Source organism: Flavobacterium sp. AJR, from assembly GCF_002156885.1.
Classification (GTDB): Bacteria; Bacteroidota; Bacteroidia; order Flavobacteriales; family Flavobacteriaceae; genus Flavobacterium.
Genome location: NZ_NCWQ01000046.1, coordinates 21,091 through 45,853, shown reverse-complemented (window position 1 = coordinate 45,853; position 24,763 = coordinate 21,091). Strand labels below are relative to the sequence as shown.

Below are 24,763 nucleotides of genomic sequence, written 5' to 3'. Positions count from 1 at the left end.
TTGTTTCATTTGAGCTAATATGACCTGCCAAGTTTCTGCTTTTCCTTCGGGACGTTATAGTGGATTTAATATTGGATTTGTTGTAAAACAAAAAAGTCTTTTCAAATAAATGAAAAGACTTTTGTCGGGGTGGCAGGATTCGAACCTGCGGCCTCCTGCTCCCAAAGCAGGCGCGATAACCGAGCTACGCTACACCCCGAAAGCGGCTGCAAAGATAGACATTTATTTCAGTTGTCAAAACATTTTTTGAAAATAAATTTTATTTATTTCTATATAGTTATTTAGGATTTATTTAAGGCTCTAATTTTTATAATATAGATTACATTTGCATCTCAGTAAAATTAAAATTATGTCAGATACAATCGAAAAAATTAAATGCCTAATTATAGGTTCTGGACCAGCAGGTTATACTGCGGCTATTTATGCTGCCAGAGCTAATATGAATCCAGTTTTATATCAAGGAATGCAACCTGGAGGACAATTAACAACTACAAACGAAGTTGAAAATTTCCCTGGTTATGTTGATGGAGTTACTGGACCAGAAATGATGATACAATTACAAAGCCAAGCACAACGTTTTGGTGCTGATATAAGAGATGGTTGGGCTACCAAAGTTGACTTTTCTGGAGATATCCATAAAGTTTGGATCAACGATACTATCGAATTACATTGCGAAACGGTAATTATTTCTACCGGAGCATCTGCTAAATACCTTGGATTGCCATCTGAGCAACATTATTTAAAAATGGGTGGAGGAGTTTCTGCTTGTGCTGTTTGCGACGGATTCTTTTACAGAAACCAAGAAGTTGTAATCGTAGGAGCAGGAGATTCAGCTTGCGAAGAAGCACATTACTTATCTAAACTTTGTAAAAAAGTAACGATGTTGGTAAGAAGCGAAAAATTCAGAGCTTCAAAAATTATGGAAGATCGTGTTCGTAAAACCGAAAATATCGAGATATTAATGAACCACGATACTGTAGAGGTAGTTGGAGACGAACAAGTAGTTACTGCTGTAAAAGCAAAAAATAAAACTACTGGTGAAATTTTTGATATTCCAGCAACAGGATTCTTCGTTGCAATTGGTCATAAACCAAACACAGATATATTTAAAGATTTCTTGACTCTAGACGAGACAGGATATATCATTAATACTCCAGGAACATCATTAACAAATGTAGCAGGTGTTTTTGTAGCTGGAGATGCTGCTGATCATGTATACCGTCAGGCAATTACTGCTGCAGGTACAGGATGTATGGCCGCATTAGATGCTGAAAGATATTTGGCTTCAAAAGACTAATTAGTTCTTTACAATCTATAAAAAAAGTCCCATTCGCCGCGGCGAATGGGACTTTTTTGTTTTTATACTTATAGATAAGGTTTCGACTCCGCTCAACCTGACAATGCTATGTTATCATATATTGTCAAATTAACTTAAGACGAGATTTATTTATTTCAATCTTTTAATCAGTTTTGCTTCCTCAGAAAAACGGGTAAGTTCAATTTTAGGTGTTCCCAAAAGCTGAACTTCGGCTTTATCTCCAGCTGCAATAGTAATGGTAGTTTCTGCAAGTAAGCTACAAGTAGAATAACTCTCGGCAGTAAGATTAGCATTTTTAACAGTAAATTTATTTCCTGTTAGTACAGAGTTGTTATCCAGTCTAAAAGTTCCATTAGTAGCAGAACCTTCAATAGCTGCATTGGCTTTTTGATATAAATCACATTTAAAATCTGTTGCAACAACCAATGCTTTTAAACCAGCATTTTTACTTAATTGCACACTTCCATTTTCTGATTTTAAATTTAGTTCTGTTTTCGATTTATCATCAGCTATCAAAGCAAATTTCTTAGAATTTACATTCAAAAATAACTTCGAGTAATCTACAGAGTTAAAAGTGATATCATCAAGCTGAACTTCCTGAATAGCATTTACTACAGTCGCATTTTTTGCAATAACTTTAATTAAATCTTTAGTATAAGTTACTCTTACAATTAGCTTTTTAAAGATACTAGCATCTTTAGATGTGTAAAGACGAAGTAATTGTCCGTTTAAATCCATACCAATAATTTCATGAAGATTATCGTCGGCTTCGATCTTTATTTCGTTTTTTTCTCCACGTTCTAAGTAAATTTCAAGATTGTCATTAACTTCAAGACTATTAAATTCACCTACTTCTTTGGTTGCTATAGTTACTGTTTTTGAACCTTTTATCTTTTCTCTTTTTTGTGCAAAAGTTGCTGTAGTAACAACTAAAAGCAGGAGCGCTAGTGTGTAATTTTTCATTAAATTTTGTTTTTTACAAATATAAAAAAATCATCCACTTGCGGTGGATGATTAATATAATTTTAAGTACTATTTAAGTATTAGTCCTGATCGATGCTTCCGCCAGAACTAGATTTTTTCTCGATAGATTTTGGGACAGAGTTGTAATTAATATTTCCTCCGCTGCTAGCATCAGCTTTTAAACTTACTATTGGGTGTACATATACAGTAGCTCCACTAGAAGCTTGTGCTTCAATTTCGTTTGCTAGCAATCTTTTTGCGCTAATATCACTTCCGCTAGATGCAGACACATTTAGTTTTAATGCTTTTCCCTCAATAACTATTGAGCTACCGCTACTTGTCTCGCAAGTAATAGCATCCGATTCTATGTTTAGACTCATGTTTCCAGAGCTTGAGGCATCCAGACTAATATCTTCGCCTCTTAAAACATTCTGACTTTTTACAGATGATCCACTCGAAGCTTTAATCTTATCAATGAAAGGCATTTTTACGATAACCCTTTTAGATTTTATATTTTTAAAAGAGTTGTAGTCAGATTTAATAACCAAAGTATTTCCTTCCACTCTTGTGGTAATTCCGTTTATTAAATTATCATCAGCTTCTACAGTAATTTCAGTTTTGTCTGATTGTTCAATTACAAGATCTATAGCATTGCTAACAGATACATTTCTAAAATCTCCCTGAACCGTTCTTTTTTCAGTAATAACTTTTCCGCTTCCTACTATCGATTTAAAATTATTCGAGTAGTTACAAGAAGCAAATAACAAAGCTGTTAAGGCAACAACTATAAACTTGGTAATCCACATAATTATCTTGATCATGACTAATTAATTTTAATTATAACTCCGTTTTTGTCTGTTGTTAAGTGTCCTGAAGTTTTCTTTCCGTTCAAGACTTCTTTTCCGTTTATTTTAACCGATACTTCATTTATAGTATCATTTGAATCGATATCTTCAATATCTTCAACATCATCAAATTCATTTTCAGAGATAGGGCAGTTCAAACATTTAACTTTAGAACTTTCTACTTTATAAATGTAATTATCAGAACTGAAATGCAAATTAAAGAAATTGTCATCAGACTCATCATAATCTTCTACCGAAGCATCTGGTTTTAGTAATTGACCTTCTGGTAAGTATAAATATATTTTTACTTCTTGGTCTCTAAATTTATTTTTAATATCAGTAAGAAGGTAATTGTCTAGTATAAGCTGGTTTCCTTTTATTTCAAATTTATAGTTTATTTTTTCAGCTCTTTCCTTAGCATCAATGTATGATTTTCCTCTTGCTGTCTTTTCTATCTGTATGTAAGCTGTTTTTTCATCAGTGTGCAATACTCGCAGGTTAACATTAGTTGAATAGATTAATTGATGGTTTGCCGAATCCTGTACAAATTCAAAATCTCTGTGATGATCAAGATCTTTAGAGAAATAATCATTGTATTTAAACTTTACAAAAAGAGTATCAGTAGTTTTAATGTTTATAGGTTGCTTTTGTACCGTTTTATTGTCATATGAAATTTCTGTAGCTTGTTTTATTCCAATACTTATTGCCAATGCCATTGCGATAATCCATACAGCAAGAAGCGTATATTTTGCTATGTTTCCTATAGATTTCATGTTTGGCGCTAATAATTTAAATCCTAAAAGCGTCAAGAAAAAGAACGGAATTCCAACAGCAAAGAACATTAATAAACCAAACATCCAGATAGGATAATCAGTAAAGTTTCCAGCATCTACAAAGTTTTGCCAAGGGAACTCAACAAAAAGATTAGTTCCTAGAGTAAAAACCCCAATAAGTAATAAGATTAAGGTAGAGATACCCGACATGATTAAAATAATCCCTAAAAACTTAGCAAAGATTTTAAAAACAGTCATGATAAAATCACTAAAACCACTTCCTAGTCTTTCAGCACCCGATTTTACCTGGTTTCCCATTTTATCATAATCGGCATTTTTAAATTTATCCGAAAAAGACTCAATTTCCTCACGTACCTTTTTTTCGATATTCGAAATCGTAACCGGTTCACCAGTCATTTCTAGTTTTTCCGAAGTTGTTACAGCTTCGGGAGTTACAATCCATAATACGATATAAGCAAGTATTCCAGTTCCAAATCCAGCAAAAACAAATATCAAGAACATGATTTTTAACCAAACAGAATCTATTCCAAAATAGTGACCCAAACCAGTTGCTACACCACCAATCATACCTTTTTCTTTATCACGGTATAATTTTTTAGATTTACGAGTTCCAGAATTGCTAAATGATTGATGAGATGCATTAGATTCTTCCTCGATAATGTAGTCCTCAGGTTGTCCCATTACTGCAATAACCTCATCCACATCTTTTAATCCCACAACATGTTTTTCACTTTTTTGTTTCTCGGTTAATAATTCCGATACACGCATTTCAATGTCTTTAATGATTTCATCCTTACCAGAAGAGTTACCTAAAGAACGTTTTATAGCGTCAAAATAGCGCGTCAGTTTCAAGTATGCATCTTCATCTATATGAAAGAACATGCCTCCTAAGTTAATATTTACAGTTTTGTTCATGACTATTGTTTTTGATTGGTGATTAGTGTTACAGCATCCGAAAGTTCATTCCAGGTGCCATTTAGTTCGTTTAAAAATGTCTGACCTATTTCAGTTAATCCATAATATTTTCGTGGTGGTCCAGAAGTCGATTCTTCCCAGCGATAATTAAGTAAACCGTCGTTTTTTAATCTGGTTAATAATGGATAAATAGTTCCCTCTACAACCAGTAATTTTGCATTTTTCAAAGTGTCTAATATTTCCGATGTATAAGCATCTTTTTCTTTCAGTACAGATAAGATACAAAACTCAAGAACACCTTTGCGCATCTGTGCTTTTGTGTTTTCAATGTTCATAATTTCATTTTGTTTTGTTTAGATTGACGTTTCGTTTTTTGATCGATGATTGGTGATTGATTGATGATTTTTTTGAAGCTTTTTCCTGCTCTCCGCTATATCTTTTTCTGGCAAAAGAGCCAGAAAAAGGATGCCGCTTCTATCAGGGCTAGGCTCATATATTGTATATAACTTTTAATTTTTACAATTACTTAATAAAAGGAATCGTAAGCGGGTATTTGTATAATTCTCCGTTCGAAGCTTTTATCGAAGCATAAATAACCAAGAAGAACTCAACTACTTTAAGCATTCCAAAAATTAAGATTGCTAAAACTCCAATACTTAAGATTCCGATATTGTCCCCAAGATTAAAATTATTCATTGTAAAATCGTTGTCATTAATAATTACATCCATCGGAATGTTCTTGAAGATTACAAAAACAAAAATTGGAATAGCAATTAATGCAAGAATCAAAGTGTATAATAGTAAGCTTAACTGAAAATTTAAAGCTTGTTTACCATGATGATTCACAAATTCTGACTTGTCTTTTTTACTCGACCATAATAATATCGGGAAGATGTAATTCCCAAAAGGGATAAAATATTGAGTTAATGTACTCAAATGAGTAAACGTTGCCATGTTTCTTTCTGATGATGTTTCCATGATTAGTGGTGTTGATGTTTCCATGATTAAAAGTATATAGTAATTTCTTATACAAATATATAGCTAAAAGACAGTATCTTGTTTTGCATAGTACTAATTATTAACAAAATTTTAACAAAGTTGAAATTTGTTTTCTATAAAAAAGATACTGAAAACCAGTGCTAAGTATTGTGTTTATTGAGGTTTTAGGAAAAAAATGGCAATTTATTGTGCGTGCATAGTTTTTTTGTATTTTTACATAAAAATCAAAACGGTATGGCAGTTTCAGTTTCTAAACTCAATAAATTTGTATTATTCAAATTACCATCGGCCTTCATTTGTGGAGTACGAGTAAAAGAAATCAACGATAATAAATGTGTTGTAACGGTAAAACACCGTTGGATAAACCAGAATCCTTTCAATTCTATGTACTTTGCAGTACAAGCCATGGCAGCCGAACTTACAACAGGAGCATTGGTAATATCCGAAATCCAAAAAAGCGGACGCAAGATTTCAATGCTAGTGGCAAATAACAAAGGAAACTTTACCAAGAAAGCAACTGGGCGTATTACATTCGTATGTAACGACGGTCATTTAATAGCCGAAGCCATCCAAAGAACAATCGAAACAGGAGAGGGGCAAACCTTCTGGATGAAATCTATAGGAACCGATGAAAAAGGAATTCAAGTATCCGAAATGGATTTTGAGTGGAGCGTACGTGTAAAATAACTATTTGCCATAGATAAAGAGTTACAATTGTCTATATAAGGAAAGGAAGGCAGATGAAACGGATCTTTTAAAAGAATCAACAAACAGATTTAAAGTTTGTGAAAGAAAATCTGTTTTCATCTGCGTTTTCGCGATAGCGAATCCGTTTCATCCGCGTACTAAGCACATAAACTTAAAAAAAAATGCCTCAATTACTTGAGGCATTTTTTATGGAATACAAAGAAGTATTATTTCTTAGCGCAACATTTTTTGGCATCTTTACCAGCCATATCTTTATCACATTTTTTTCCTTCAGCTTTGCATTTAGCTTTACATTTTTCGATATCAGCTTTGCTCATTGTTTTCGAACAAGTTTCTTTTTTAGCAGTTGGTTTAGCTTCTTGAGCGCTAACACCCATAGAGAATAAGGCAATAGTTAGAATAGTGATTACTTTTGTCATTTTGTTAGGTTTTTTTGAATGTTGATGATTTCATTTTTAGATAGTTCTAAAAATATGAATCAAATATAATATGATTTACTCTTTGTAAGAATAAGAGTAACGTTAATGTTTTTATAAAATCTTTTTAAGGTTCTTAGTAAAGGTTTAAAAGGTTCAGAGGAACAAAGGTTCAAAGGTTTTCTGTAGAGACGCACAGCAGTGCGTCTACATAATATAGGTTTAGACATAAACTAACCACAAACTTGTCTTTCTGAGGAACGAAGATATGAGCGATAGCGAACTGGTGAAGCAATCTCCGCAAGAGACTCCATAATCTTTGTCTAGCTACTAGTAAAGATTCTTTATTTTTCGGAATAGCAATACCCGCATATCTTTGTCAAAGTTCAAAACTTTGACAAAGATTGTGGAGTCTCTCATAGAATTATTTTACCATAAACTGCAATACCCTATTATGATTCAACAAATCCTCTTCAGAGTCATTATAAACTTTTTGCCAATCAAAATTTGGAATCTCTATTTTGGTTAGAGCAGTTCCGTCCCAAATTATTTCGAAGCCATTATCTTTTAGTTTTTCGGCTACTTTTTTACCCACTTCTATTGTAACCGTATCATCCGAATTATCTATTTTTTGAAAAGCAATCATCAAGTTTCTACTATCAGGGTCAATAGCTCTTTCTAGATCCTGCCCGTGATAAAAACAATACCCATCCGATTGTACTTGTTGTTTTCTTAATTCTATTTCTACCTCAACAACTTCATATTCGCCTTCGCTGGTTGTGTAACCAGCATTATGTAGTGCAATGACATTTGCTTTGCTCAGTTCATTAAAAGCTTTGACAAGTCTTTCGGTATCCGTTGGTGATTTCCACGTTTTACTCGCTTCTTGATGTTTTTTAAATTCGGCGTCAATAGTTGTATTAACCCATTTTTCTGAGACGTCATCTTCCATCTCTTCATCTTCTACTTGTTCCCAAGTCATTTCTTTAATCTCATCAACAGGAAAAAATCCCATTTTTATTTGGTTTACTAATGAATCGTATATGTATTCTTGATCTTCGGTCATGATTTTTAATTTATTGGTTGGGATAATTTATTTTATGATGGAGCAAATTATAATTTTACTTTAAATTCTTTAGAGGCATTATATTCAGGCTCGTAAATAACAAATTCATTATCTAAGTTTGAAACTGCTGTAATTATAATGTATTCTGGATTTTTGGACATCATATTTTCAAGTTTGATATGTTTCTTAAATTCATCAAAAGTAGCATTTGGGTTTTTTGATATAAAATTATAATAAGTACTATCTATCTTTCCTGTCCAAAGAAGTGAATTTTGAGCTCTGTTTTCATCATCAGATACTATTAGGTTTTTATTTTTGTCAAATAATAGTATTTTAATATTTCCATCATATTTAAAATCATAAAGTTTTTTTAGAATAACCTTGTTGCCAATTATTTCTACGACTTCATATTTTAGATGGTTTAAAACGATAGTTTTTCCAGTATCTTGTTTCGTTAATTTCTGAGTAGAATAATCAGTAAGAATTGATAACTCATAAGTAATAGTACCTTTTAGATTTACATTATTAGTAAAAGCAACAGTTTGGTTTTCCATACTTCTATATTCAAATTCAGAATTAGAATTTTCTTTTATTTTTCCTCCCATGCTATTAGCATTGGAATTTCCCATTTTAATTTCTTTGTTTTTGGAGTCTTTTAGTTCACTATTCGTGCTCTTTAAGCTAACGATGCCAAACAATTCTTCCTGATAATAGGTTGGGAAATCAGAATTTAATAAAACATTGAGATGGTTTTTATCTTTTTGTTCTAATGCGATTTTTGCGTTTGTAATAAAAAAATCGATATAACTAATCAAGTTATCTTTACTATATTTTGATTTAATGAAAGTTATGTCAGGATTATAGGTAACTGATTTTACTTTTTCGAGACTAGGTTTTTTATAGTCTTTGTACATTTCATAGCTAAATTTTAATAAGTCTTCGTTTGATTGTGAAAATACATTTGAGCTTAGAAATAATAAAAAGAAAAGAGTAATATGTTTCATTTAGGTCTTTAGGATTAATTGTAGGATTGGATTAACTAGTTTTATTTCTTGTAAATAGTCTATGTGTTATAGAGCTAATATTAAAGCTCAGTCTTTGGCACTTTCAATCCACACCAAGTAGTTACATCTTCAGGATTAAATCCCGAGCAGTTACTGATATTGGTTTTTGGGAAAACAAGCACATTATTATTAGTATCACTTAAGTTAAAGTAATAATTATTAGAATCTTCTCCATACCTCCACACGTCACTAGAACCATCATTACGCACAGTTTCATTAAAAGTAAAAATAGAAGATTGCTTCGGGATAAAGTATTCTTTCTCGATAACTAAAGAAAATATATTTCCTAAAAGAGGCGTGAAGAATAAAACAGTAAGGAACGCAAACAGAATAATAAGAAAGATATTCTTCTTATTTAGAGTCCTTTTTTTATTAATATTCATATAAGGTTGTTAGTGTATTCTGTGTAATTAATATTCTTTGATTTTATTTCTCGTAAATAGTTTTAGGATAAAAAGCTTTAAAAGCATTGTAAACACCTTGATGTATTACTGTCGAGTGAATTTCGTTTTGGATATAGTCATAATACACTTTAGTATTCTTTTCGCCATTTTGCTTTAGCATTTCGCTTAATGAAACGGCATCATCATACATTGTTTTATCTTCTTCTTTATTGCAAGCAGCAATATATACTAGTACAGGTTTGTTATCTTTTGCTTTAAGCAATTTAGGAGCTTCTGCTAATAATGATTGATCTCCCCACCATAAACTTGGAGCGATGATTATATAGTTGTCAAATAAATTTCGGTGTTTTAATAAAATTTCGGTTGCCAGAAGTCCTGCCAATGATTCTCCGATAATAGTTTTGTGATTACTTGTATTGAACTTTTTATCGATATAAGGTTGGAGTTCTTTTTCTAGAAAAGCAATGTATTTATCAGAACCACCATATTGAGGGAAGCTTTTTTTCTTGAATCCCATTTTTTCAACAAAGTCCAAATTGGGAACGGCAAATGTAAAATCGCGTCTTCGGTTTGTATTCTCTATCCCTACAACAATAGATTTAGGGAATCTGGCAATCCATGATTGGGTATTAAATCGTACGATTCCTGTAATATGAATAAAGTCTTCTTTGACACCACCATCCAGAATGTATATAACTGGATATTTTGTGTTGTCTTTTTTATCGTATCCTTCGGGTAAGTATATGTTTATTGTTCTTGTCTCGCCAAGCTCTGCCGATTTTAATTTATCTGTAATTCCAAGAACTATCGGCTGACTTTCGTCTGTATCTTGTTTGTTTTTAGTTTGAGCAAAATTCTGACTTGATACTATAAGAAAGGTAAAGAGGTAGAATATTTTTTTCATGAAAGGTGGATTATTGGCGTACGATTATTTTATATTTTTCGATTTGGCGGCGGTGTCTCAAGACATGCACAATGGCATGTTCCATGATTTGTTCGATATCGTAAATTTGCCCCCAAGAAGTTTTTAGTTTTTTAGCGTTATCTGATTCCTCAAGTTGATTGTCGTTTATGTCTTTAAAGGAATTCACCATAAAAACAAAGGAATCATTTAAAGGATTGGTATAATCATGTATAGAAGTATGAAATATTTCATCTCGAAAATCTATCGATTCCCCTTTAAATCTTCGAATATAAATAGCATAAGCATAACCTGAACAAACAACGTGAGATAAAATGGTCTGGATTGATTTACAGCTATCGTCTGTTGTTTGGTTGTCTACAATAGTTATAAGTTCAGCATCTGAAATGTCCAAAATTGTATTTTGTAAATCTATGATTGTCCGTTCATATTCATCAAGTAATGCGCCACTAGCTCCTTGTCTATAAGTTTTTGTCATATTATAAATTATTTATTTTGAAATATGCCAAAGGCTCATTTTACGTCTGGTTGAGAATCCTAGCTTTTCATATAGTTTTATAGCCCCAATATTACTTTCGACTACGTGTAAATATGGTGCTTTATTTTGGTTGAAAATATTGTTTACGGCGTGAGCAATTAATTGTTTGGCATAACCTTGTCCTGTATATTCGGGATGTGTAACGATAGCACTTACCTCAGTGAAATCATCCATTTTCATACGTTCGCCTGTAACTGCAATAAGTTTATCGTCTTTAAATATTCCGAAATAATTGCCTAGTAAAGCAGTTTTTCTTTTAAAATAACCAGGTTGAACCAAACTAACCAGTTCAAATAAAGCGTCAATGTGTTCGCTAGTTGTAAGAGCAACGATGTTTTCTTTTATTTCAACATCTATTCGGTCATGGATAATCATTTGCAAACATACCAATTCGTTTTTCAATTCAAGTTGATCTGAAAGTTGAGGTTTCTCACCAACTATAAAAAAGCCATTTGTTAATTTCGAATATTCATCAATAGATTCTGAAATATTTTCAAGGATTATAAATCCTCCAAAAGGGCAATAATCAGGATTATAAAATTTGATATTATTGTAATTTATTGAAAATTCCTGGTGCGTTTCAGATAAAGAATACCAAGCGGGATTGTCTAATTTTGTGTAATCGGTATTCATATGTTTGGTAGTGCCAGAATTACTTCGAGCGTTTATTATTGTATGCTTTTGTCTAAAGATTGAATAGATGTTTCTGAATATTTAGTTTGTCTTTAGTTTACCTTTCTTTGCTCTTTCATAAATAAAAGAACCAATAATGTAGAACCAAATGAGAGTTGATACACCAAGAAATGCATCTCCAATGTTTTTAAAACCTTGAAGCTTAATCACTGCTCCGGTAACTAAACCTACAGCTGCTAAAAACAAGAGTAATCTGGAAATCTTTTTCATATCGTGTTCTTTAAATTGATTTTAAATGAATTTACTTAGAAAGGTAACAATTCGTTAAAATCATCTTTTTGTAAGTGCGACTTTTAAGCCAAGCAAGATGAAAACAATTCCAGTCATTTTATTTAATCGACTTTCGGCATTTTTGTTTTTATTAAAAAGTGTTGCAACGTTACTTCCCATTAATGCCAAAAATGAACACCATATTAAGGTTATGATAAAGATGATGAACCCTAGTAATAAGTATGGAACAGGATTGTTTATCTCTGAACTTTTTACAAATTGTGGTAAAAATGCTAAGAAGAAAATTGCAATTTTAGGATTTAGAACATCGCTTAAAAGTGCTGTGAAAAATAACTTTCTGTTAGCGGTATTTTTAACTTCAATAGATTTTATTTCCGTTTGATCTGCTTTTGCGGTAAGCGATTTATAGCCCAGATAAAATAAATAGGCAGCACCTAAATATTTAACTATGCTAAATGCCAGTGCCGATTGTGCCAGAATGAGCGAAAGCCCAAATGTAGCTGCAAGTGTATGAACGATTAGTCCTAAACTAACACCTAATGCCGAATATAATCCTGCTTTTTTGCCTAGAGAAATACTTCTTGTTAATACCATGATAGTGTCGATTCCAGGAGTAATAACTACAATTGTTGCTGCTATTATAAATGTTCCTAAGCTTTCTATTCCTGTCATGGCTATCGTTTTTAGTATTAATAATTGATTTTGTTTCTAGCTTAAGTTTTAAGCATTAGCTAAAATATGAATTTATTTATCACGAAATTAATTTTTTTATTAAATCCAAATCTACAGGTTTATCGCTCGGTAGGGCAACAAAATAATCTAATTGCCATTGTTGTGTTTTCTGTGCTTGTTTACTTGTTGTGCTATCCCAAGGCGGATATACACGAATGGCACGTTTGCCTTCTTTCTTATCATCAGATAAAATTCCTTTTTGGTGTAGTATCGATTTCGGGAAAATAAATTGTCCAAAGTGAGAACCATTTCTAGTGCTTACAATAAATAAATCGATATCATCTGTAATCTCAAAAGAAGCAATAGGACCTTTTAGGCTTCTTTTCCACAACGTAACAAATTGTCCCACTTTTGTTGGGGTAATTTTTGCCACACGGTATATAACAGCCTGATTGTTTATTTTAAAAGTGTAAGCGCCATAATCGGCACTTTCTGCTTCGGCTATAGGTTGCGAACATTCTAAGTTGCAAGTATCGTATAGTAGTTCTTTTGCTTCAAGCAAATCTTTATGAATCGTATTTGTAGACCAAATGGTTGAGGTTGTCATGCTTTCTTATTAGATTTCGGAGGATTATATAAAATTTAAACTACCTAAGTCGTTTAGTTTTTATTTCCGTTTAAATTATTGGAGGGGTTATTTTTTATTGGTTTTCAAAATCCAATCAATACAGTTATCAATCCATTGTACATCGCTGGTAGGATTATCCATCCCAAAACCATGACCACCTTTGGCATAAAAGAAAGATTCTACTGGGACTTTGTTTTTTTGCAAAGCAGCAATAAATACAAGCGAGTTTTGTACTATAACATCAGGATCATCTATGGCATGAGTAATAAATGAAGGAGGAGTATTTGGTGTTACATGCAATTCATTCGAGTATTCTTTAATTTCCTCGGGAGATGCGTCTTTGCCAAGCAAATTATTTCTGGATCCCATATGTGTTAAACTATCTGTCATACTAATAACAGGATAAGTAAGAATTATAAAGTCGGGACGCAAATTGGTTTTTAACGGATTGTCGATATATGATTTGGTATAATGTGTTCCCACAGTTGCAGCCAAATGTCCTCCGGCAGAACTACCCTGAATTCCAATTTTGTTTGGATTTATTCCCCATTTTTTGGCATTTTCTCTTACCAACTCAATGGCACGTTGTGCATCTTGCAAAGGAACGATTTCTTTGTTTTCGACGTATTTTGCAATCGGTAAGCGGTATTTTAATACAAATCCTGCTATTCCGCTTTCGTTTAGTTTTTTTGCAATAGCATAACCTTCATGATCAATTGCCACGCCCGAATAGCCACCACCAGGACAAATAATTACAGCAATTCCTGTAGCTTTATTTTTTTCGGGAAGAAAAACAGTGAGGTCTGGAGTAGCGACTCTTGTAATTACTGTGATTTTTTTTGCACCAGTGTCATAAACCATAACGGAATCTGTTAAGTCTGCAATTTCTTTAGCGTTTGGGATTTTACCGTTATATAAAGGGATAACATTTTGGGCATATTGAGAGTTAGACATTCCGACAAGTAAATAAAGAGTTAAAAGTAATTGTTTCATGAAGTTGTAAAATAGAACTTGAAATATAAGGAAAATATCAGAAAGAACGATTTACATTATCTTTCTATTCTCGGTTATTGCAAGTTCATATTCTTCGGAGTTGTGTAGCTTTCTTAGATTGTCTATTAAATAATCTATTTGTGCAAGACCTTTTTCTTTATACTTTTTGATGTGTTCTTCACTCAGTTTTATCTCTCGTTGTGCATCGGCAAATCCTCCTAGAAAACACCAAAGAAAGTAATCGTTATCTCGTTTCTCAAAAATATAATCCCAATCTTTCCAATAAATTAGTTTTCCTTTTACCTTTTTTATCTCCAAATAAACTGGCTCAATTTTAAAATGCTCGTATTTGGTACATGAATAACGATGAGATTTTATCTTTTCGTTTTCAAGACATTTTTTAATTTCTTCAATCTGGCTGCGATTAAGATTGTACTCATAAGTAAGCTGTTTTATGAGTTCGTTGTCATCTATAAAAGCTGTATATCTAACAAATTTATCCAATTTTTCAGCCCATTCGGTAACAGAAAGTTCCTCAAGTGTTATGAGATTTGTATTTTTAGAATTAATTATAAATATCATTTTTGGGAGTTTACTGTTGGTTAAATCGAATTATTTATTTGTTTTGATCGACCTCTGTATAATATCAATAACTTATTTAGAGATTTCATATTTGTAGTATAACTATCTATTTGCAAATATTCTCTCCCACCAGGATAATCGTAGACTAAATAATAATGTCTGTTTTTTCCAAAGCCCTCACAGATTGCTTCTTCGTTCTTTATAGATTCCCAATTGTGAAACTTTGTTTTTATGGTTTCTATACCTTTTTCATTTAAAATTATCTGAGGTGTAGTATTTATAACTTCTCTGAATTCTTTGTAAGTTAAATAAAGACCTGCAAATGTTAATAGTATTCCTAAAGGCAGGCTTCTTGAATTAAATAGTAAGTAGCCACCAAGGATAATACTCGAAATACCTAAAAGCATTTGGATTGAATTTTTGCTTTTGGAATAAAAAATTATAGTTTGTTTTGGGATAAATATGTTGTCTTGAAATACATCTTCCTTTTCAAATTTTAATAGTAACGAATCCCATTTCTTTTTATCTCCGGGACTTTTTATTTCTGCTTTTTGATAAATACTGTTATCAGTGCCAATTAGTCTTTCCTGAATAGCTCTTTTTTTTAATTCATGAACATTTCTAACGTTTGTAAACGCCCAAATCCTCCACTTGGTAATTGTAAGGCACCAATATAAGCAAGCTAAGAAAAAAGGAAGGATATATACAATTGGTATAATTAACCAACCTGTTACGATGTTTTGAGTTTGAAGAAAAATAGCAATAAAAATTGATGTAAATAATATTGTTCGTGCGGGGTAATTAATTAACCATTTACCTTTTTTAATGGCGTTGTCTACAGTTGTTTTTTCGTTCATCTGGCTTTATGATTCTCCGTTAACTATTTTTTATTTACTTCTAATTTCGAATGATTTTCTCGAGTTTATCTAATTCAGTATTTAATCCGAATCCTTCGGTATCTACTTTAGTTCCTATGAATTGAGAAATACCACATCCAAAACAAACTTTTGCTATTCCGATTATAGAATCTTTTCTTTTGAAAATAAAGATATCGCGATATTCAGGAATACAGGAAGAATATACATTCTGTAATGAATCTTTTTGACTAAAAATATTTTCCACTTCTTTTCTCTTTTCTCCATTTAGTTCTTGCTTTACAAAATGGAATTTTTTTAAATCGGATTCAAAGTTAGGTTCTGAGATAGAATCAGGATAATGACCAGCTAATAGTTGGCCTAGATTTTTTTCGTCTTTAGTCCCGTTTTTAATACATAGAATATCAATGATTTTATCTTCTGAAATGTCCAAATAGTAATGGTCAATTTTATCAGATTCGTAGAATTTTTTCAATTCTTTTTTTGAAGCAATATCTTCTTTTGGAATAACTTTCGTTGAATTGTTGCAGCTTATAATTGTTAAGATTAGTAATAAGTAGTATTTCTTCATATTTGCGTTTTATTATTTACCACTAAACAAAAATAGAAATTAAAACGAGATTCTATTAGAATTACTATCTATTGAAAACGATTTTGTAAATACCTTTTAATTAATCCAGACTTCCTTCTTCTTAAAGTCTATTGTGAAAATATATTTACTGATGGATTCAAAATTTAGCACACCATCATAGATTATATTTCTTGTAAATGGTTTTGCTTTAAGTATATTTTTACCAATTATGAATTCAGATTTAGGATCAGTTAATTCGATAGCATTGTTTTCGGGTTTTAGCTCCCAAATTAGAGCACTTTCATTAGAGAGTAGTAATGGGCCGCTGTTGCCAGAGTCAAACAGGAACCAATAAAAATGATTGTTTTTTGGAACTCGAATAAAAATATTTAATTCAGAACCTTCTAAGCCATTAGCAAATCGGGTTGGCAAAAGATGTTTTCCTTTGATACTCTTTTTAGCGGAAGTACTATTTTCGATAATTAAAATATTTTTAGAAAGATCAATGGTTAAAATATCATTGCTAAAAGATTTAAGAGAGATAATACCATCAATTTTAGGGAATTCTTTTGGTAAGATGCTCATAATGTCCCAAACGCCAACTGTAGGGTGAAATAAAGTTGTATTGCCAATTGTAAGTGATATGTTATCACTTTTCTGTGCTTTTATAATTTCACCATTCATCCTAAATCCTGTTGAACTTCCGTAGATGCTTTTGTTTAATAGATTTGCAATCTCAGGAGAAATAAGAGTTTCTGCTCCGCCAGTATCAAAAAGGAAATTGTATTTTTTTTCTTTTATGATAACATCTACTGTTTTCATGTTTTCGATGTAAGTTTTAAGTGGTATTGTATCTTGTGCAAAACTCACCATAATGCTGCCTAGAAAGAACAGCATGCAAAATACTTTTTTGTTTGTTTTCATAATCTAATATTTTGCTTACTCTAAACTTGGTTTTCAGCATATCCCATTTCTGACAATATTGTCTGTTTTTTATTTGAGACAAATTTGGTTTGGATATTTTAGAAAAACGACCGACAAAAAAAAGTCGAACCAAATAGTATGAAAATATTTTGTCCGACTTTCTTTTTAATAATGTCCGATTATTTATAAGCTATTTATGATGAGCTGTTTCTGTATTCTGAAGGAGTTATTGAAGTATGCTTTTTAAATGCAGTGTTAAAAGAAGATTTAGAATTGAAACCTACTTTGTATAAGATTTCCAAAACGGTTAATTCACTTTTGGAATGATTTCTTAAAATTTCCATTGCATTCTCGATGCGATATTGGTTTACAAAATCAAAAAAATGTTGTTGCATATGCAAATTAATCAGGATTGATAATTCACGTACAGGAATATTAGTCTGATTTGCGAGATCTTGTATTGTAAGCGATTGGTCCAGATATGGTTTTTTATCCATCATGTATTTTTTTAAGGCTGTTATTTGTGAAGCAATAAGAGCAGTTTCATGATTTTTTGAAATAATTGTTTTAGGAATAAAATCTTTTGCTAATTGCAATTTTGAATCGATACCTCTAAATAGTTCTGGATAGTTCAATGCTTTCAAGACAAACCAACATGTTAGTAATAAAGCTATAATGCCCATACATTCATTAGCGAAGATTAAAAGTTTATGGTAATCGGTATATCTTAAAAGATTTTTGAAAGTAGCAAAGTAATGGGCAAGTGCAAAAATAACTGTCATTTGGAATAGCCATTTGTATGCTGCTGTGTTTGAGTTTGTGTAATTTTCAAAATAAATTTTACGGTACTTTCTTAAAAGTATGAAAATGGCAATGATGTAAAGTAAATATTGGATCTCGATAAGAGACTGAAAAAACACCATTTCGCTTGTCTCGTAATGGTGTTTGAAAAAATATTTTTTTTCGAAATTACTTGTTAGATATATCCTTGGAATTAAAACTAGATTTAGGATTGCAAAGGGAATAGCATGTAATAAATGTGTAAGCTTTAATCGGAAATCGGTATAACAAATCGATTGTACATACAAATAGAATAATGGGATGCATAATAGGTAAAGTGTCCACCTGAAAATTTCTAAATTTGGATGATTATTTGTAATGTTATCTGCAATAAAGAACCCGCTAGTATCGATAACAGTAAGGATTAAATAACTTGCAAAAATTCGATTTGATAGCTTGTTTTTTGTTTTTACTGTTAGTAAAAAAAAGATAAGAAGTAGTAAAACAAAAACAGCAATTAAAGCGATGATTTTTAAATAATCAGGATTATCCATTTGGTGTTCTTCTGAATTGTTATTTTATATGTTTCAATGAAACGAAAATACAAATAAAAATGAGACTCTACTACAATACCAATATTCCTAATTCAATCTTAGATTTACTCAATATCTAGATTGAATTTCTCTAATAATCCTGCAAGTTCCAGACGGGAGAATTTTGCATTTTTGACTCTGTTTTCTTCTGGGTCGAAAGAATAGTTTTTTGCAGTGCGAAAATCGGCTTTCTCAAGAATACTTCGTGCAAATGTTGCGTTCGAAAGGTCGCAGTTTTTAAATACAGCTTGAGTCAAATCGGCTTCGGAGAAATCTACATCTTTTAGAGAACAATCGAAGAAGTTTGTTTTCTTTAATTTTCTTTGTAAAAAAGTAGAGTAGTCCAGGATACAACCCTGAAAGTTCATGGAGAATAAAAAGGCATTACTGTCACTAAAGTCTAATCCCATTAATTTGCAATCAGTAAATTTAATGTTTTTCAATCCTGTGTTTCGTAATGTTGCCAATGAGAAATTACAGTTTTTAAAGTTACAATCTATAAAATCATTATTGCCTAAATCGCTTTTTGAAAAGTTGCAGTTTATAAAATCGCAATTGAAAAATTCGAAATCAACTAATTTCTTTTCTGAGTAATCGATGTTTTCAAATGTCTTGCCTTGTTGAAGTAATGTGTCCATAATAAATTGATGATGAAAGTTAATTGTTGCAAATGCGATATTTATTCTAATTCGATACAATCAAAAACATGGTTGTTTAGTATCATTTCGACTATATCGGCTTCACTATCAATTCTTAAAATATTGTCCCAATCTTCAAGGTCAAAATTCCACTTTGCGTCTGGTAATAATTCGTTAAGGATTGTTGTAGCCGATTCTAATTTCGATTCTGTGTTTACCGAAGTTTTGAAAACGTAAATCATTATTTGCTTTTTTTAGTTTGCAAATGTCAATAATAAAGAGACAATTCTATTAGGATTCAATAAGCAGGAGTTAGGATTTATCAATCATTTTTCGATACTCAATAGGAGTGACGCCTTCGTGTTTTTTGAAGATACGACTAAAGTACGATTGATCATAATGCCCTACCTGTATTGCAATTTCGTTAATGGTAAGATTGGTTTGGTATAATAAGTATTTGGCTTCTAGTAGGATTGTTTCGTCTATCCATTTTGTAGGCGATTTTCCTGTGACTGATTTAACCGATTTGTTTAAATGATTTGGAGTGATATTCAGAATCGAGGCATAATAACTTACCTGATGTTGGGTTTTTATATGTAAATAAATAAGTTCTTTAAACTTAGTTGTAAGTGTAGTTGCTGCCGTAAGGGTTTTATTGGTTTTTACGGCGTTCTTGTTTATTTCGAAAAGTAAAGCAATAAGGTATGGTTGTATAATATCCAGATTAGTACCTCCAGTTTCGGTATATTCAATAAGTAAACGATTTAATAAGTTCGAAATAAATCCAGCTTCTTGTTTTTGGAAATTTATAGTAGGATTTCCCCAAACCTTTAGAAAATCAAAATCATTTAGCATTTCCCGATTACCATATTTCCCAATTAGGATATCCTGATGAAACTGACATATAATACCAGTTATCTTTTTACTCATAAAATCTATCGAGTAAATCTGTCCGGCAGGAACGAGTATCATTTCATTTTCCTTGGTAGTATATTCTTCAAATCCAACTTTTAATTTGTGAACTCCAGAAGTGATAAAAAGTAACGTATGGCAAATGTGTTTGGATGGAGGTACAGGATATTTTAGTTGATTTACATCTTCAAGCCTCAAGCAAAAAAAATGTTCTGAATTTGATTTAAAGAGATGTTCTACAGTATTTTCAGATTCAAGGAACTTATCCCGAAAATCTTTTGCACCATAGGTTTTTATATCTTCCTCTTTTTTCGCTTTCATTTTCCTGTTTAGTATTCGTAGTAAATTTTACTCAGCGAAAATAGGAATTAAAAATAGGTTTCTTGTTTACTTATTTCTCAATTTCAATCCCAAAACCATTCGTAGGGAAGATTACCCAACGATCATTTACTTTCATTGCTTTGTTTACTTTTAAATGATATACTTTATTATCATTTAATTCGATTATGATTTTTAAGTCATAAGTAGCAGCCTCAATAGTTACTTTATTTCTTATGGTATTAACTTTTTTAGTTTCTACTAAAGTAGATTCTGTTTTAACCAATTTGATGTTTTCCCAATTAAATAAAGCGTGCGCCTCCGAAATAAACTGATTTATACGTTTGATATCTTCCGGTTTTCTTTGTTTTCCTTTTCTAACAATTAACTTTATTAAATCCTCATTAGATTTTAATCTCGAAGATTCCTCAGGAGTTATTGTACCATTTACAAAACCATAAGCAGCATTTTCTTTGGGAGATATAAACAAAGAATACAAATCTTCTGCATCTTTATCTTTAATGCTATTTGTAATTTCGATGGCAAATTCATCAATAGTTACTGGTTCACTACATGAAACTAATGTGATGAGGCTAAAAAGAAGAATGAGTTTTGTAAATTTTATATTTTTCATTTTATGAATTTTGTTTTTGGATGGACTAAGATGTTTTACTCGACATCAGATTTAAGAAGTGAATATAAATTCAAGTCGATAAATTTATCGTAAAGTAATTCTCCTTGGCGAATAATGCCTTCCTTGGTAAAGTTAAGTTTTTCTGGGATTGTTTTGCTTTTAAAGTTCTCGGTTCCGCATTTTATTTCGATTCGGTTTAATTGCAAACCCGAAAAACCAAAGTTAATAATTGCTTTACAAGATTTAGTTATAATCCCTTTTCCTTGTAGGTTTTCGGCAAGCCAATATCCGATTTCTCCAATTTTATTCTGACCATCAATTTTATAAACGCCAATTCTTCCTATAACTTTTTCATTATCAACAATAACAAAAGCATACTCATTTCCGTCTTTGTTTCGTTGCATTGTCCCTTTTACAAAATTCTCTGCAAATTCAACTGTTTGCATTCTGTCTACAAATGGTAACCATTCTCTTAAATGAGTTCTGTTAGCATCAACAAGATCAAAGATTGGTTGCGCATGATTCTCGTAAATTAACTCGAGTTTTAGGTTTTGGTCTATGTTTATGGTCATGATTGATGGGGTGAAGTATTATTTTATTTATTTCTTTTTATTACTATCATAGATATTCCTAAAATTATTGAAGGAACCCAACATATAAAAGATATTTCGGCAATAAGTTTTATTAATGGAGTTATTGTTCCCATATAGCTAAACAATGCTCCAGTTATAAGAAACATTATTATACCATTTATAATAAAACCAATTCCTATTTTTTTGTAAATACTCATAAGTTGGTTGTTTTTTTGTTGTTCATGGAATGTTAGCTTATATCTGTTAATTTAGAAATTTTGTCACCAGAAAATTCAAAGATTGATTTCCCTTTTAAATTCAATTCTTGTCCTTTTTTGAGTCCATTAGGAAAGTCCATTCCTAAAATAGCAAAGTAGTTAATCTCTATTTCGGTTTCGTTTTCTAAATGTTTAAAAGATGTTATGGTTTGTGTTCGGCTCGAGAAATAAGCTTTTGCCTGTTCCGCTTGCTGTTTAAAAGAGGTTAAGCCAGTTAAAGACATATTTGTTTCGCTACCTTGAATATTCTCAAAGATTATAGCTTCATCAAAGTCTGAAATCATTTTATCGATATCAAATTGGTTATAACCCTCAATGTAATTCTGAATTGCTTTTTCTCTTTTGATCATGATAATAGTCTTATATTCGAGGAATCTATTTCTTCAGCTAATATATAAATATTTATCAAGAATTTCTTCAAATGTGCCTATCTGACACAGGAATACACGAGCGATAGCGAACTGGCGAATATAAACATTGCCAACGGTTTCAACCGTTGGAGCGCAATGCATTATCACAATCCGTATCCCACGGTTGAAACCGTGGGCTATGCAAAATACGATAGAATCGTAGCACCTCTGTGGCTTAAAACCTTTGTACCTTTGCTTCTCTGAACCTTTGAGCCTTTCTAAAAAAAAAACTCAGCCTCACCATTCCTAAGAATGACAAGACTGAGAAAGATGACAAGTTAAAATGTCTTTGAATTATTTTGCTCCTGGAGGAGAGTTCTCTCTTATGTATTTCATAAAGGTATCTAAAAGATGTTTTCTTGTTCCTTCACCTTCGGATATACTGTGCGAACGATTAGGATAAATCATCAAGTCGAACATTTTATCGTATTTAACTAATTCGTTAATTAAAACTTCGGCGTTTTTATAATGTACGTTATCATCGCCTGTTCCATGAACGTATAATAAGTTTCCTTTTAGGTTTTTGGCGTGAGTTACTGGTGATGCTTTAACATAAGTTGCTTCGTTTTCGCTAGGCAATCCCATATATCTTTCTGTATAAATGTTGTCATAAAAATGCTGATCGGTTACAGCAGCAACTGCAATTCCTGTTTTGTAAATTTCAGGATATTGAAACATTAAATTTAATGTTACTGCTCCACCGCCGCTCCATCCGTGAATGGCAACTCTATCAGTATCGATAAATTTCCATTTTAAAACCTCTTTGGCAGCCATGGCTTGATCACGAGTATTTACGATTCCGATGTTTTTATAAATCGATTTTCTCCATTTTGTACCTTTCATTACAGGAGTTCCTCGGTTATCCATAGCAATTCCTATATATCCTTCTGGAATTAAATAGGCGATGTACGGATAAAAATATGGTTCGTCATTTGCTACAGAAGCCATTGGCTCACCATAAACATAAAAAAACACAGGATATTTTTTATTAGGATCAAAGTTTAATGGTTTAGCCATTATTCCGTCCATTTCGATACCATCTACAGTAGTAACTTTAAATTTTTCTAAAGAATAATTACGATCCGGAGCTACAAAAGAATCAGCTGTTTGTGGTAATATTTTTTTATGACTAGGTAAAGCAACTAAGCGTATGTTGTAATCACGATTAATGTTAGAGTTTGTATGTTTGGCATATTTACCATCAGTAGAAAAACGATATTCATTTGTTCCTTCAAATTCTTTAGGAGTAATGCGTTTTGTTTTCTTGGTATTCAAATTGGTTTCATACAAATAGCGTTGTGTTGCATCTGTAGGACTGGCAATATAATAGATAGATTTTGTTTCCTGATTATATGCTTTATAATAAGCGTCGAAATTTTCGGTGGTAATTAATTCTTTCTTTTTACCATCGGCACTAATTTTATAAATATGCATCCAACCATCAGCATCTGAGCTCCATAAAAAAGCTTTTCCGTTATCTACAAACTGACAAGGAAAAACATCGTATTCTCCCGAAGAGATGTCAAAAACATCAATCCATGATTCTGATTTTTCTTGATAGATTAAATTAGCTGTTCCAGACTTTGCATCACAAGTATAAATAGAAGCTTGGTTTTGAAGTCTGTTTAACTGAACAACCATTACATTTTGATTGTTGATCCATTCCATTCTAACCAAATAGTTGTTGTCTGGTTCGCCAGGAATATTTAACCAATTTGTTTTTAATGAAGTAATATCGATTACCCCAATTTTTACAGATGATGGTTTTTCACCAGCTTTAGGATATTCTACCGGAACTGTAAAAGGGTATAGTGCATCGGTATTGTTTATCATTAAATGAAATTTTGTTTGGGATGCATCTACACGCCAAAACGAAATGCTTTTTCCATCTGGACTCCATCTAAAACCATCTCGAGCTGCAAGTTCTTCTTCATAAACCCAATCAAAAGTTCCGTTGATGATTTTATCAGTTCCATCGGTTGTTAGCGGAGTTATTTTTCCAGTAACTAGATTTTCCAGATAAATGTTATGTTGCGAAACATAGGCTACGTTCTCATTATCATTAGAAAACTTAGCAAACATTAAGGATGACTTTTCTAAGCTAGTACCAAGTTGCTTTCCTTTACCAGTTGCAAGATCAAAAAACCAATAATCTCCTTTGGTATTAGCTCTCCAAACTTTCTTAGAATTAGTATAGACCAATACTTTTGTTTTGTTTTGGTTCCAAACCAATTGTTCTATTTCACCCGTAAAGCCAGATTTTTGTAACTGCTCCTGAGTTAAAATAGTAGTGTTTTGGTTTAGTTTATCAACATCATAAACAACTACGTTTCCTTGTGAGTTTACCCAAAATGAGTGTGAGTTAGGCAACCAATTTAACTGATTAATATCAATACTTTCCTGAGCAAAAACACTCGAGCAGATTAATAATAATAGTAGAAAATGCTTTTTCATTATACTTATGTAATTTTAGATTAATAATAGCGCTATGGTTATAGCGCTATAAA

The 24,763-nt window shown here is 31.7% G+C and carries 31 protein-coding genes and 1 tRNA gene; 2 read left to right on the top strand and 30 right to left on the bottom strand.

Features of this window, described 5'->3' with window-relative positions:
• Positions 1 to 124: 124 nt before the first annotated feature.
• Positions 125 to 199, bottom strand: a tRNA-Pro gene (locus B8T70_RS13400).
• A 150-nt stretch (positions 200 to 349) separates the two neighbouring features.
• Between B8T70_RS13400 and trxB the strand changes: the two genes are divergently transcribed.
• Positions 350 to 1,297 carry a thioredoxin-disulfide reductase gene (trxB, locus tag B8T70_RS13395; RefSeq protein ID WP_086895166.1) on the top strand — a complete coding sequence of 316 codons (948 nt, stop codon included), beginning with the start codon at positions 350 to 352 and terminating at the stop codon, positions 1,295 to 1,297.
• A gap of 150 nt (positions 1,298 to 1,447) precedes the next feature.
• On the opposite strand, the gene B8T70_RS13390 is transcribed toward trxB, so the two are convergent.
• The 5 genes from B8T70_RS13390 to B8T70_RS13370 all read right to left on the bottom strand — a co-directional run bounded on the left by B8T70_RS13390 (position 1,448) and on the right by B8T70_RS13370 (position 5,837).
• Positions 1,448 to 2,281 (bottom strand): GIN domain-containing protein, encoded by an 834-nt coding sequence (locus B8T70_RS13390; RefSeq protein ID WP_086895165.1) that lies wholly within the window; start codon positions 2,279 to 2,281, stop codon positions 1,448 to 1,450.
• Positions 2,282 to 2,361: 80 nt separating this feature from the next.
• On the bottom strand, positions 2,362 to 3,102 hold the full coding sequence (locus B8T70_RS13385) for a head GIN domain-containing protein (protein WP_039118081.1): 741 nt from the start codon (positions 3,100 to 3,102) through the stop codon (positions 2,362 to 2,364).
• A gap of 2 nt (positions 3,103 to 3,104) precedes the next feature.
• Positions 3,105 to 4,835: a PspC domain-containing protein gene (locus B8T70_RS13380; RefSeq protein WP_086895164.1), complete on the bottom strand. Its 1,731-nt coding sequence runs from the start codon at positions 4,833 to 4,835 to the stop codon at positions 3,105 to 3,107.
• 2 nt (positions 4,836 to 4,837) lie between these two features.
• The gene (locus B8T70_RS13375; protein WP_039112343.1) at positions 4,838 to 5,170 is read right to left on the bottom strand and encodes a PadR family transcriptional regulator; all 333 of its coding nucleotides are present in this window, start codon (positions 5,168 to 5,170) and stop codon (positions 4,838 to 4,840) included.
• A gap of 187 nt (positions 5,171 to 5,357) precedes the next feature.
• Entirely contained in the window at positions 5,358 to 5,837 is a 480-nt protein-coding gene (locus tag B8T70_RS13370) for a DUF4870 domain-containing protein (protein WP_240474690.1), read from the bottom strand.
• 231 nt (positions 5,838 to 6,068) lie between these two features.
• Between B8T70_RS13370 and B8T70_RS13365 the strand changes: the two genes are divergently transcribed.
• Positions 6,069 to 6,521 carry a DUF4442 domain-containing protein gene (locus B8T70_RS13365; RefSeq protein ID WP_039112342.1) on the top strand — a complete coding sequence of 151 codons (453 nt, stop codon included), beginning with the start codon at positions 6,069 to 6,071 and terminating at the stop codon, positions 6,519 to 6,521.
• Positions 6,522 to 6,748: 227 nt separating this feature from the next.
• On the opposite strand, the gene B8T70_RS13360 is transcribed toward B8T70_RS13365, so the two are convergent.
• The 24 genes from B8T70_RS13360 to B8T70_RS13245 form a co-directional block, all read right to left on the bottom strand.
• A complete protein-coding gene (locus B8T70_RS13360) occupies positions 6,749 to 6,961 on the bottom strand; it encodes a hypothetical protein (protein ID WP_039112341.1) in 213 nt (70 codons plus the stop codon).
• A gap of 421 nt (positions 6,962 to 7,382) precedes the next feature.
• Positions 7,383 to 8,024 carry a hypothetical protein gene (locus tag B8T70_RS13355; RefSeq protein WP_086895163.1) on the bottom strand — a complete coding sequence of 214 codons (642 nt, stop codon included), beginning with the start codon at positions 8,022 to 8,024 and terminating at the stop codon, positions 7,383 to 7,385.
• A 47-nt stretch (positions 8,025 to 8,071) separates the two neighbouring features.
• Positions 8,072 to 9,028 carry a hypothetical protein gene (locus B8T70_RS13350; protein ID WP_086895162.1) on the bottom strand — a complete coding sequence of 319 codons (957 nt, stop codon included), beginning with the start codon at positions 9,026 to 9,028 and terminating at the stop codon, positions 8,072 to 8,074.
• Between the two features lie 80 nt (positions 9,029 to 9,108).
• Complete coding sequence (locus B8T70_RS13345; RefSeq protein WP_086895161.1) at positions 9,109 to 9,471, bottom strand: hypothetical protein; 363 nt, start codon at positions 9,469 to 9,471, stop codon at positions 9,109 to 9,111.
• 43 nt (positions 9,472 to 9,514) lie between these two features.
• Positions 9,515 to 10,396 carry an alpha/beta hydrolase gene (locus B8T70_RS13340; RefSeq protein ID WP_086895160.1) on the bottom strand — a complete coding sequence of 294 codons (882 nt, stop codon included), beginning with the start codon at positions 10,394 to 10,396 and terminating at the stop codon, positions 9,515 to 9,517.
• Between the two features lie 10 nt (positions 10,397 to 10,406).
• A complete protein-coding gene (locus tag B8T70_RS13335) occupies positions 10,407 to 10,892 on the bottom strand; it encodes a damage-inducible protein DinB (RefSeq protein WP_086895159.1) in 486 nt (161 codons plus the stop codon).
• Positions 10,893 to 10,904: 12 nt separating this feature from the next.
• The gene (locus B8T70_RS13330) at positions 10,905 to 11,585 is read right to left on the bottom strand and encodes a GNAT family N-acetyltransferase (RefSeq protein ID WP_086895158.1); all 681 of its coding nucleotides are present in this window, start codon (positions 11,583 to 11,585) and stop codon (positions 10,905 to 10,907) included.
• Between the two features lie 81 nt (positions 11,586 to 11,666).
• Complete coding sequence (locus B8T70_RS13325; RefSeq protein WP_086895157.1) at positions 11,667 to 11,855, bottom strand: hypothetical protein; 189 nt, start codon at positions 11,853 to 11,855, stop codon at positions 11,667 to 11,669.
• A gap of 60 nt (positions 11,856 to 11,915) precedes the next feature.
• Complete coding sequence (locus B8T70_RS13320; protein WP_039118074.1) at positions 11,916 to 12,548, bottom strand: LysE family translocator; 633 nt, start codon at positions 12,546 to 12,548, stop codon at positions 11,916 to 11,918.
• A 79-nt stretch (positions 12,549 to 12,627) separates the two neighbouring features.
• A complete protein-coding gene (locus tag B8T70_RS13315) occupies positions 12,628 to 13,155 on the bottom strand; it encodes a MepB family protein (RefSeq protein WP_086895156.1) in 528 nt (175 codons plus the stop codon).
• An 87-nt stretch (positions 13,156 to 13,242) separates the two neighbouring features.
• The gene (locus B8T70_RS13310; RefSeq protein ID WP_086895155.1) at positions 13,243 to 14,169 is read right to left on the bottom strand and encodes an alpha/beta hydrolase; all 927 of its coding nucleotides are present in this window, start codon (positions 14,167 to 14,169) and stop codon (positions 13,243 to 13,245) included.
• Positions 14,170 to 14,220: 51 nt separating this feature from the next.
• Positions 14,221 to 14,751: a hypothetical protein gene (locus tag B8T70_RS13305; RefSeq protein WP_086895154.1), complete on the bottom strand. Its 531-nt coding sequence runs from the start codon at positions 14,749 to 14,751 to the stop codon at positions 14,221 to 14,223.
• Between the two features lie 20 nt (positions 14,752 to 14,771).
• Positions 14,772 to 15,608, bottom strand: coding sequence for a hypothetical protein (locus B8T70_RS13300; RefSeq protein ID WP_086895153.1), 837 nt, complete (start codon positions 15,606 to 15,608; stop codon positions 14,772 to 14,774).
• A 40-nt stretch (positions 15,609 to 15,648) separates the two neighbouring features.
• Positions 15,649 to 16,197: a hypothetical protein gene (locus tag B8T70_RS13295; protein WP_039118069.1), complete on the bottom strand. Its 549-nt coding sequence runs from the start codon at positions 16,195 to 16,197 to the stop codon at positions 15,649 to 15,651.
• 96 nt (positions 16,198 to 16,293) lie between these two features.
• A complete protein-coding gene (locus B8T70_RS13290) occupies positions 16,294 to 17,121 on the bottom strand; it encodes an aspartyl protease family protein (protein WP_086895152.1) in 828 nt (275 codons plus the stop codon).
• A 194-nt stretch (positions 17,122 to 17,315) separates the two neighbouring features.
• Positions 17,316 to 18,455, bottom strand: coding sequence for an AraC family transcriptional regulator (locus B8T70_RS13285; protein WP_086895151.1), 1,140 nt, complete (start codon positions 18,453 to 18,455; stop codon positions 17,316 to 17,318).
• Positions 18,456 to 18,559: 104 nt separating this feature from the next.
• Complete coding sequence (locus B8T70_RS13280; RefSeq protein ID WP_086895150.1) at positions 18,560 to 19,132, bottom strand: pentapeptide repeat-containing protein; 573 nt, start codon at positions 19,130 to 19,132, stop codon at positions 18,560 to 18,562.
• 41 nt (positions 19,133 to 19,173) lie between these two features.
• Positions 19,174 to 19,374 (bottom strand): hypothetical protein, encoded by a 201-nt coding sequence (locus B8T70_RS13275; protein WP_039118067.1) that lies wholly within the window; start codon positions 19,372 to 19,374, stop codon positions 19,174 to 19,176.
• 70 nt (positions 19,375 to 19,444) lie between these two features.
• Positions 19,445 to 20,365 (bottom strand): AraC family transcriptional regulator, encoded by a 921-nt coding sequence (locus B8T70_RS13270; RefSeq protein ID WP_086895149.1) that lies wholly within the window; start codon positions 20,363 to 20,365, stop codon positions 19,445 to 19,447.
• A gap of 70 nt (positions 20,366 to 20,435) precedes the next feature.
• On the bottom strand, positions 20,436 to 20,996 hold the full coding sequence (locus B8T70_RS13265; RefSeq protein ID WP_086895148.1) for a hypothetical protein: 561 nt from the start codon (positions 20,994 to 20,996) through the stop codon (positions 20,436 to 20,438).
• Between the two features lie 35 nt (positions 20,997 to 21,031).
• Positions 21,032 to 21,568 (bottom strand): GNAT family N-acetyltransferase, encoded by a 537-nt coding sequence (locus B8T70_RS13260; RefSeq protein ID WP_086895147.1) that lies wholly within the window; start codon positions 21,566 to 21,568, stop codon positions 21,032 to 21,034.
• 23 nt (positions 21,569 to 21,591) lie between these two features.
• Entirely contained in the window at positions 21,592 to 21,786 is a 195-nt protein-coding gene (locus B8T70_RS13255; RefSeq protein ID WP_086895146.1) for a hypothetical protein, read from the bottom strand.
• Positions 21,787 to 21,818: 32 nt separating this feature from the next.
• Positions 21,819 to 22,196 carry a hypothetical protein gene (locus tag B8T70_RS13250; protein WP_039112321.1) on the bottom strand — a complete coding sequence of 126 codons (378 nt, stop codon included), beginning with the start codon at positions 22,194 to 22,196 and terminating at the stop codon, positions 21,819 to 21,821.
• Positions 22,197 to 22,550: 354 nt separating this feature from the next.
• The gene (locus B8T70_RS13245; protein ID WP_039112320.1) at positions 22,551 to 24,710 is read right to left on the bottom strand and encodes a DPP IV N-terminal domain-containing protein; all 2,160 of its coding nucleotides are present in this window, start codon (positions 24,708 to 24,710) and stop codon (positions 22,551 to 22,553) included.
• Positions 24,711 to 24,763: the final 53 nt, after the last annotated feature.

What these genes read in the sequence shown, in the direction of transcription:
- B8T70_RS13270 (WP_086895149.1), bottom strand. Translation starts at nt 20,365, where the DNA reads ATGAAAGCGAAAAAAGAGGAAGATATAAAAACCTATGGTGCAAAAGAT.
- B8T70_RS13285 (WP_086895151.1), bottom strand. Translation starts at nt 18,455, where the DNA reads ATGGATAATCCTGATTATTTAAAAATCATCGCTTTAATTGCTGTTTTT.
- B8T70_RS13280 (WP_086895150.1), bottom strand. Translation starts at nt 19,132, where the DNA reads ATGGACACATTACTTCAACAAGGCAAGACATTTGAAAACATCGATTAC.
- B8T70_RS13295 (WP_039118069.1), bottom strand. Translation starts at nt 16,197, where the DNA reads ATGAAGAAATACTACTTATTACTAATCTTAACAATTATAAGCTGCAAC.
- B8T70_RS13340 (WP_086895160.1), bottom strand. Translation starts at nt 10,396, where the DNA reads ATGAAAAAAATATTCTACCTCTTTACCTTTCTTATAGTATCAAGTCAG.
- trxB (WP_086895166.1), top strand. Translation starts at nt 350, where the DNA reads ATGTCAGATACAATCGAAAAAATTAAATGCCTAATTATAGGTTCTGGA.
- B8T70_RS13380 (WP_086895164.1), bottom strand. Translation starts at nt 4,835, where the DNA reads ATGAACAAAACTGTAAATATTAACTTAGGAGGCATGTTCTTTCATATA.
- B8T70_RS13390 (WP_086895165.1), bottom strand. Translation starts at nt 2,281, where the DNA reads ATGAAAAATTACACACTAGCGCTCCTGCTTTTAGTTGTTACTACAGCA.
- B8T70_RS13245 (WP_039112320.1), bottom strand. Translation starts at nt 24,710, where the DNA reads ATGAAAAAGCATTTTCTACTATTATTATTAATCTGCTCGAGTGTTTTT.
- B8T70_RS13355 (WP_086895163.1), bottom strand. Translation starts at nt 8,024, where the DNA reads ATGACCGAAGATCAAGAATACATATACGATTCATTAGTAAACCAAATA.
- B8T70_RS13365 (WP_039112342.1), top strand. Translation starts at nt 6,069, where the DNA reads ATGGCAGTTTCAGTTTCTAAACTCAATAAATTTGTATTATTCAAATTA.
- B8T70_RS13375 (WP_039112343.1), bottom strand. Translation starts at nt 5,170, where the DNA reads ATGAACATTGAAAACACAAAAGCACAGATGCGCAAAGGTGTTCTTGAG.
- B8T70_RS13305 (WP_086895154.1), bottom strand. Translation starts at nt 14,751, where the DNA reads ATGATATTTATAATTAATTCTAAAAATACAAATCTCATAACACTTGAG.
- B8T70_RS13325 (WP_086895157.1), bottom strand. Translation starts at nt 11,855, where the DNA reads ATGAAAAAGATTTCCAGATTACTCTTGTTTTTAGCAGCTGTAGGTTTA.
- B8T70_RS13350 (WP_086895162.1), bottom strand. Translation starts at nt 9,028, where the DNA reads ATGAAACATATTACTCTTTTCTTTTTATTATTTCTAAGCTCAAATGTA.
- B8T70_RS13360 (WP_039112341.1), bottom strand. Translation starts at nt 6,961, where the DNA reads ATGACAAAAGTAATCACTATTCTAACTATTGCCTTATTCTCTATGGGT.
- B8T70_RS13370 (WP_240474690.1), bottom strand. Translation starts at nt 5,837, where the DNA reads ATGGAAACATCAACACCACTAATCATGGAAACATCATCAGAAAGAAAC.
- B8T70_RS13290 (WP_086895152.1), bottom strand. Translation starts at nt 17,121, where the DNA reads ATGAAAACAAACAAAAAAGTATTTTGCATGCTGTTCTTTCTAGGCAGC.
- B8T70_RS13255 (WP_086895146.1), bottom strand. Translation starts at nt 21,786, where the DNA reads ATGAGTATTTACAAAAAAATAGGAATTGGTTTTATTATAAATGGTATA.
- B8T70_RS13310 (WP_086895155.1), bottom strand. Translation starts at nt 14,169, where the DNA reads ATGAAACAATTACTTTTAACTCTTTATTTACTTGTCGGAATGTCTAAC.
- B8T70_RS13315 (WP_086895156.1), bottom strand. Translation starts at nt 13,155, where the DNA reads ATGACAACCTCAACCATTTGGTCTACAAATACGATTCATAAAGATTTG.
- B8T70_RS13300 (WP_086895153.1), bottom strand. Translation starts at nt 15,608, where the DNA reads ATGAACGAAAAAACAACTGTAGACAACGCCATTAAAAAAGGTAAATGG.
- B8T70_RS13265 (WP_086895148.1), bottom strand. Translation starts at nt 20,996, where the DNA reads ATGAAAAATATAAAATTTACAAAACTCATTCTTCTTTTTAGCCTCATC.
- B8T70_RS13385 (WP_039118081.1), bottom strand. Translation starts at nt 3,102, where the DNA reads ATGATCAAGATAATTATGTGGATTACCAAGTTTATAGTTGTTGCCTTA.
- B8T70_RS13335 (WP_086895159.1), bottom strand. Translation starts at nt 10,892, where the DNA reads ATGACAAAAACTTATAGACAAGGAGCTAGTGGCGCATTACTTGATGAA.
- B8T70_RS13260 (WP_086895147.1), bottom strand. Translation starts at nt 21,568, where the DNA reads ATGACCATAAACATAGACCAAAACCTAAAACTCGAGTTAATTTACGAG.
- B8T70_RS13250 (WP_039112321.1), bottom strand. Translation starts at nt 22,196, where the DNA reads ATGATCAAAAGAGAAAAAGCAATTCAGAATTACATTGAGGGTTATAAC.
- B8T70_RS13320 (WP_039118074.1), bottom strand. Translation starts at nt 12,548, where the DNA reads ATGACAGGAATAGAAAGCTTAGGAACATTTATAATAGCAGCAACAATT.
- B8T70_RS13345 (WP_086895161.1), bottom strand. Translation starts at nt 9,471, where the DNA reads ATGAATATTAATAAAAAAAGGACTCTAAATAAGAAGAATATCTTTCTT.
- B8T70_RS13330 (WP_086895158.1), bottom strand. Translation starts at nt 11,585, where the DNA reads ATGAATACCGATTACACAAAATTAGACAATCCCGCTTGGTATTCTTTA.
- B8T70_RS13275 (WP_039118067.1), bottom strand. Translation starts at nt 19,374, where the DNA reads ATGATTTACGTTTTCAAAACTTCGGTAAACACAGAATCGAAATTAGAA.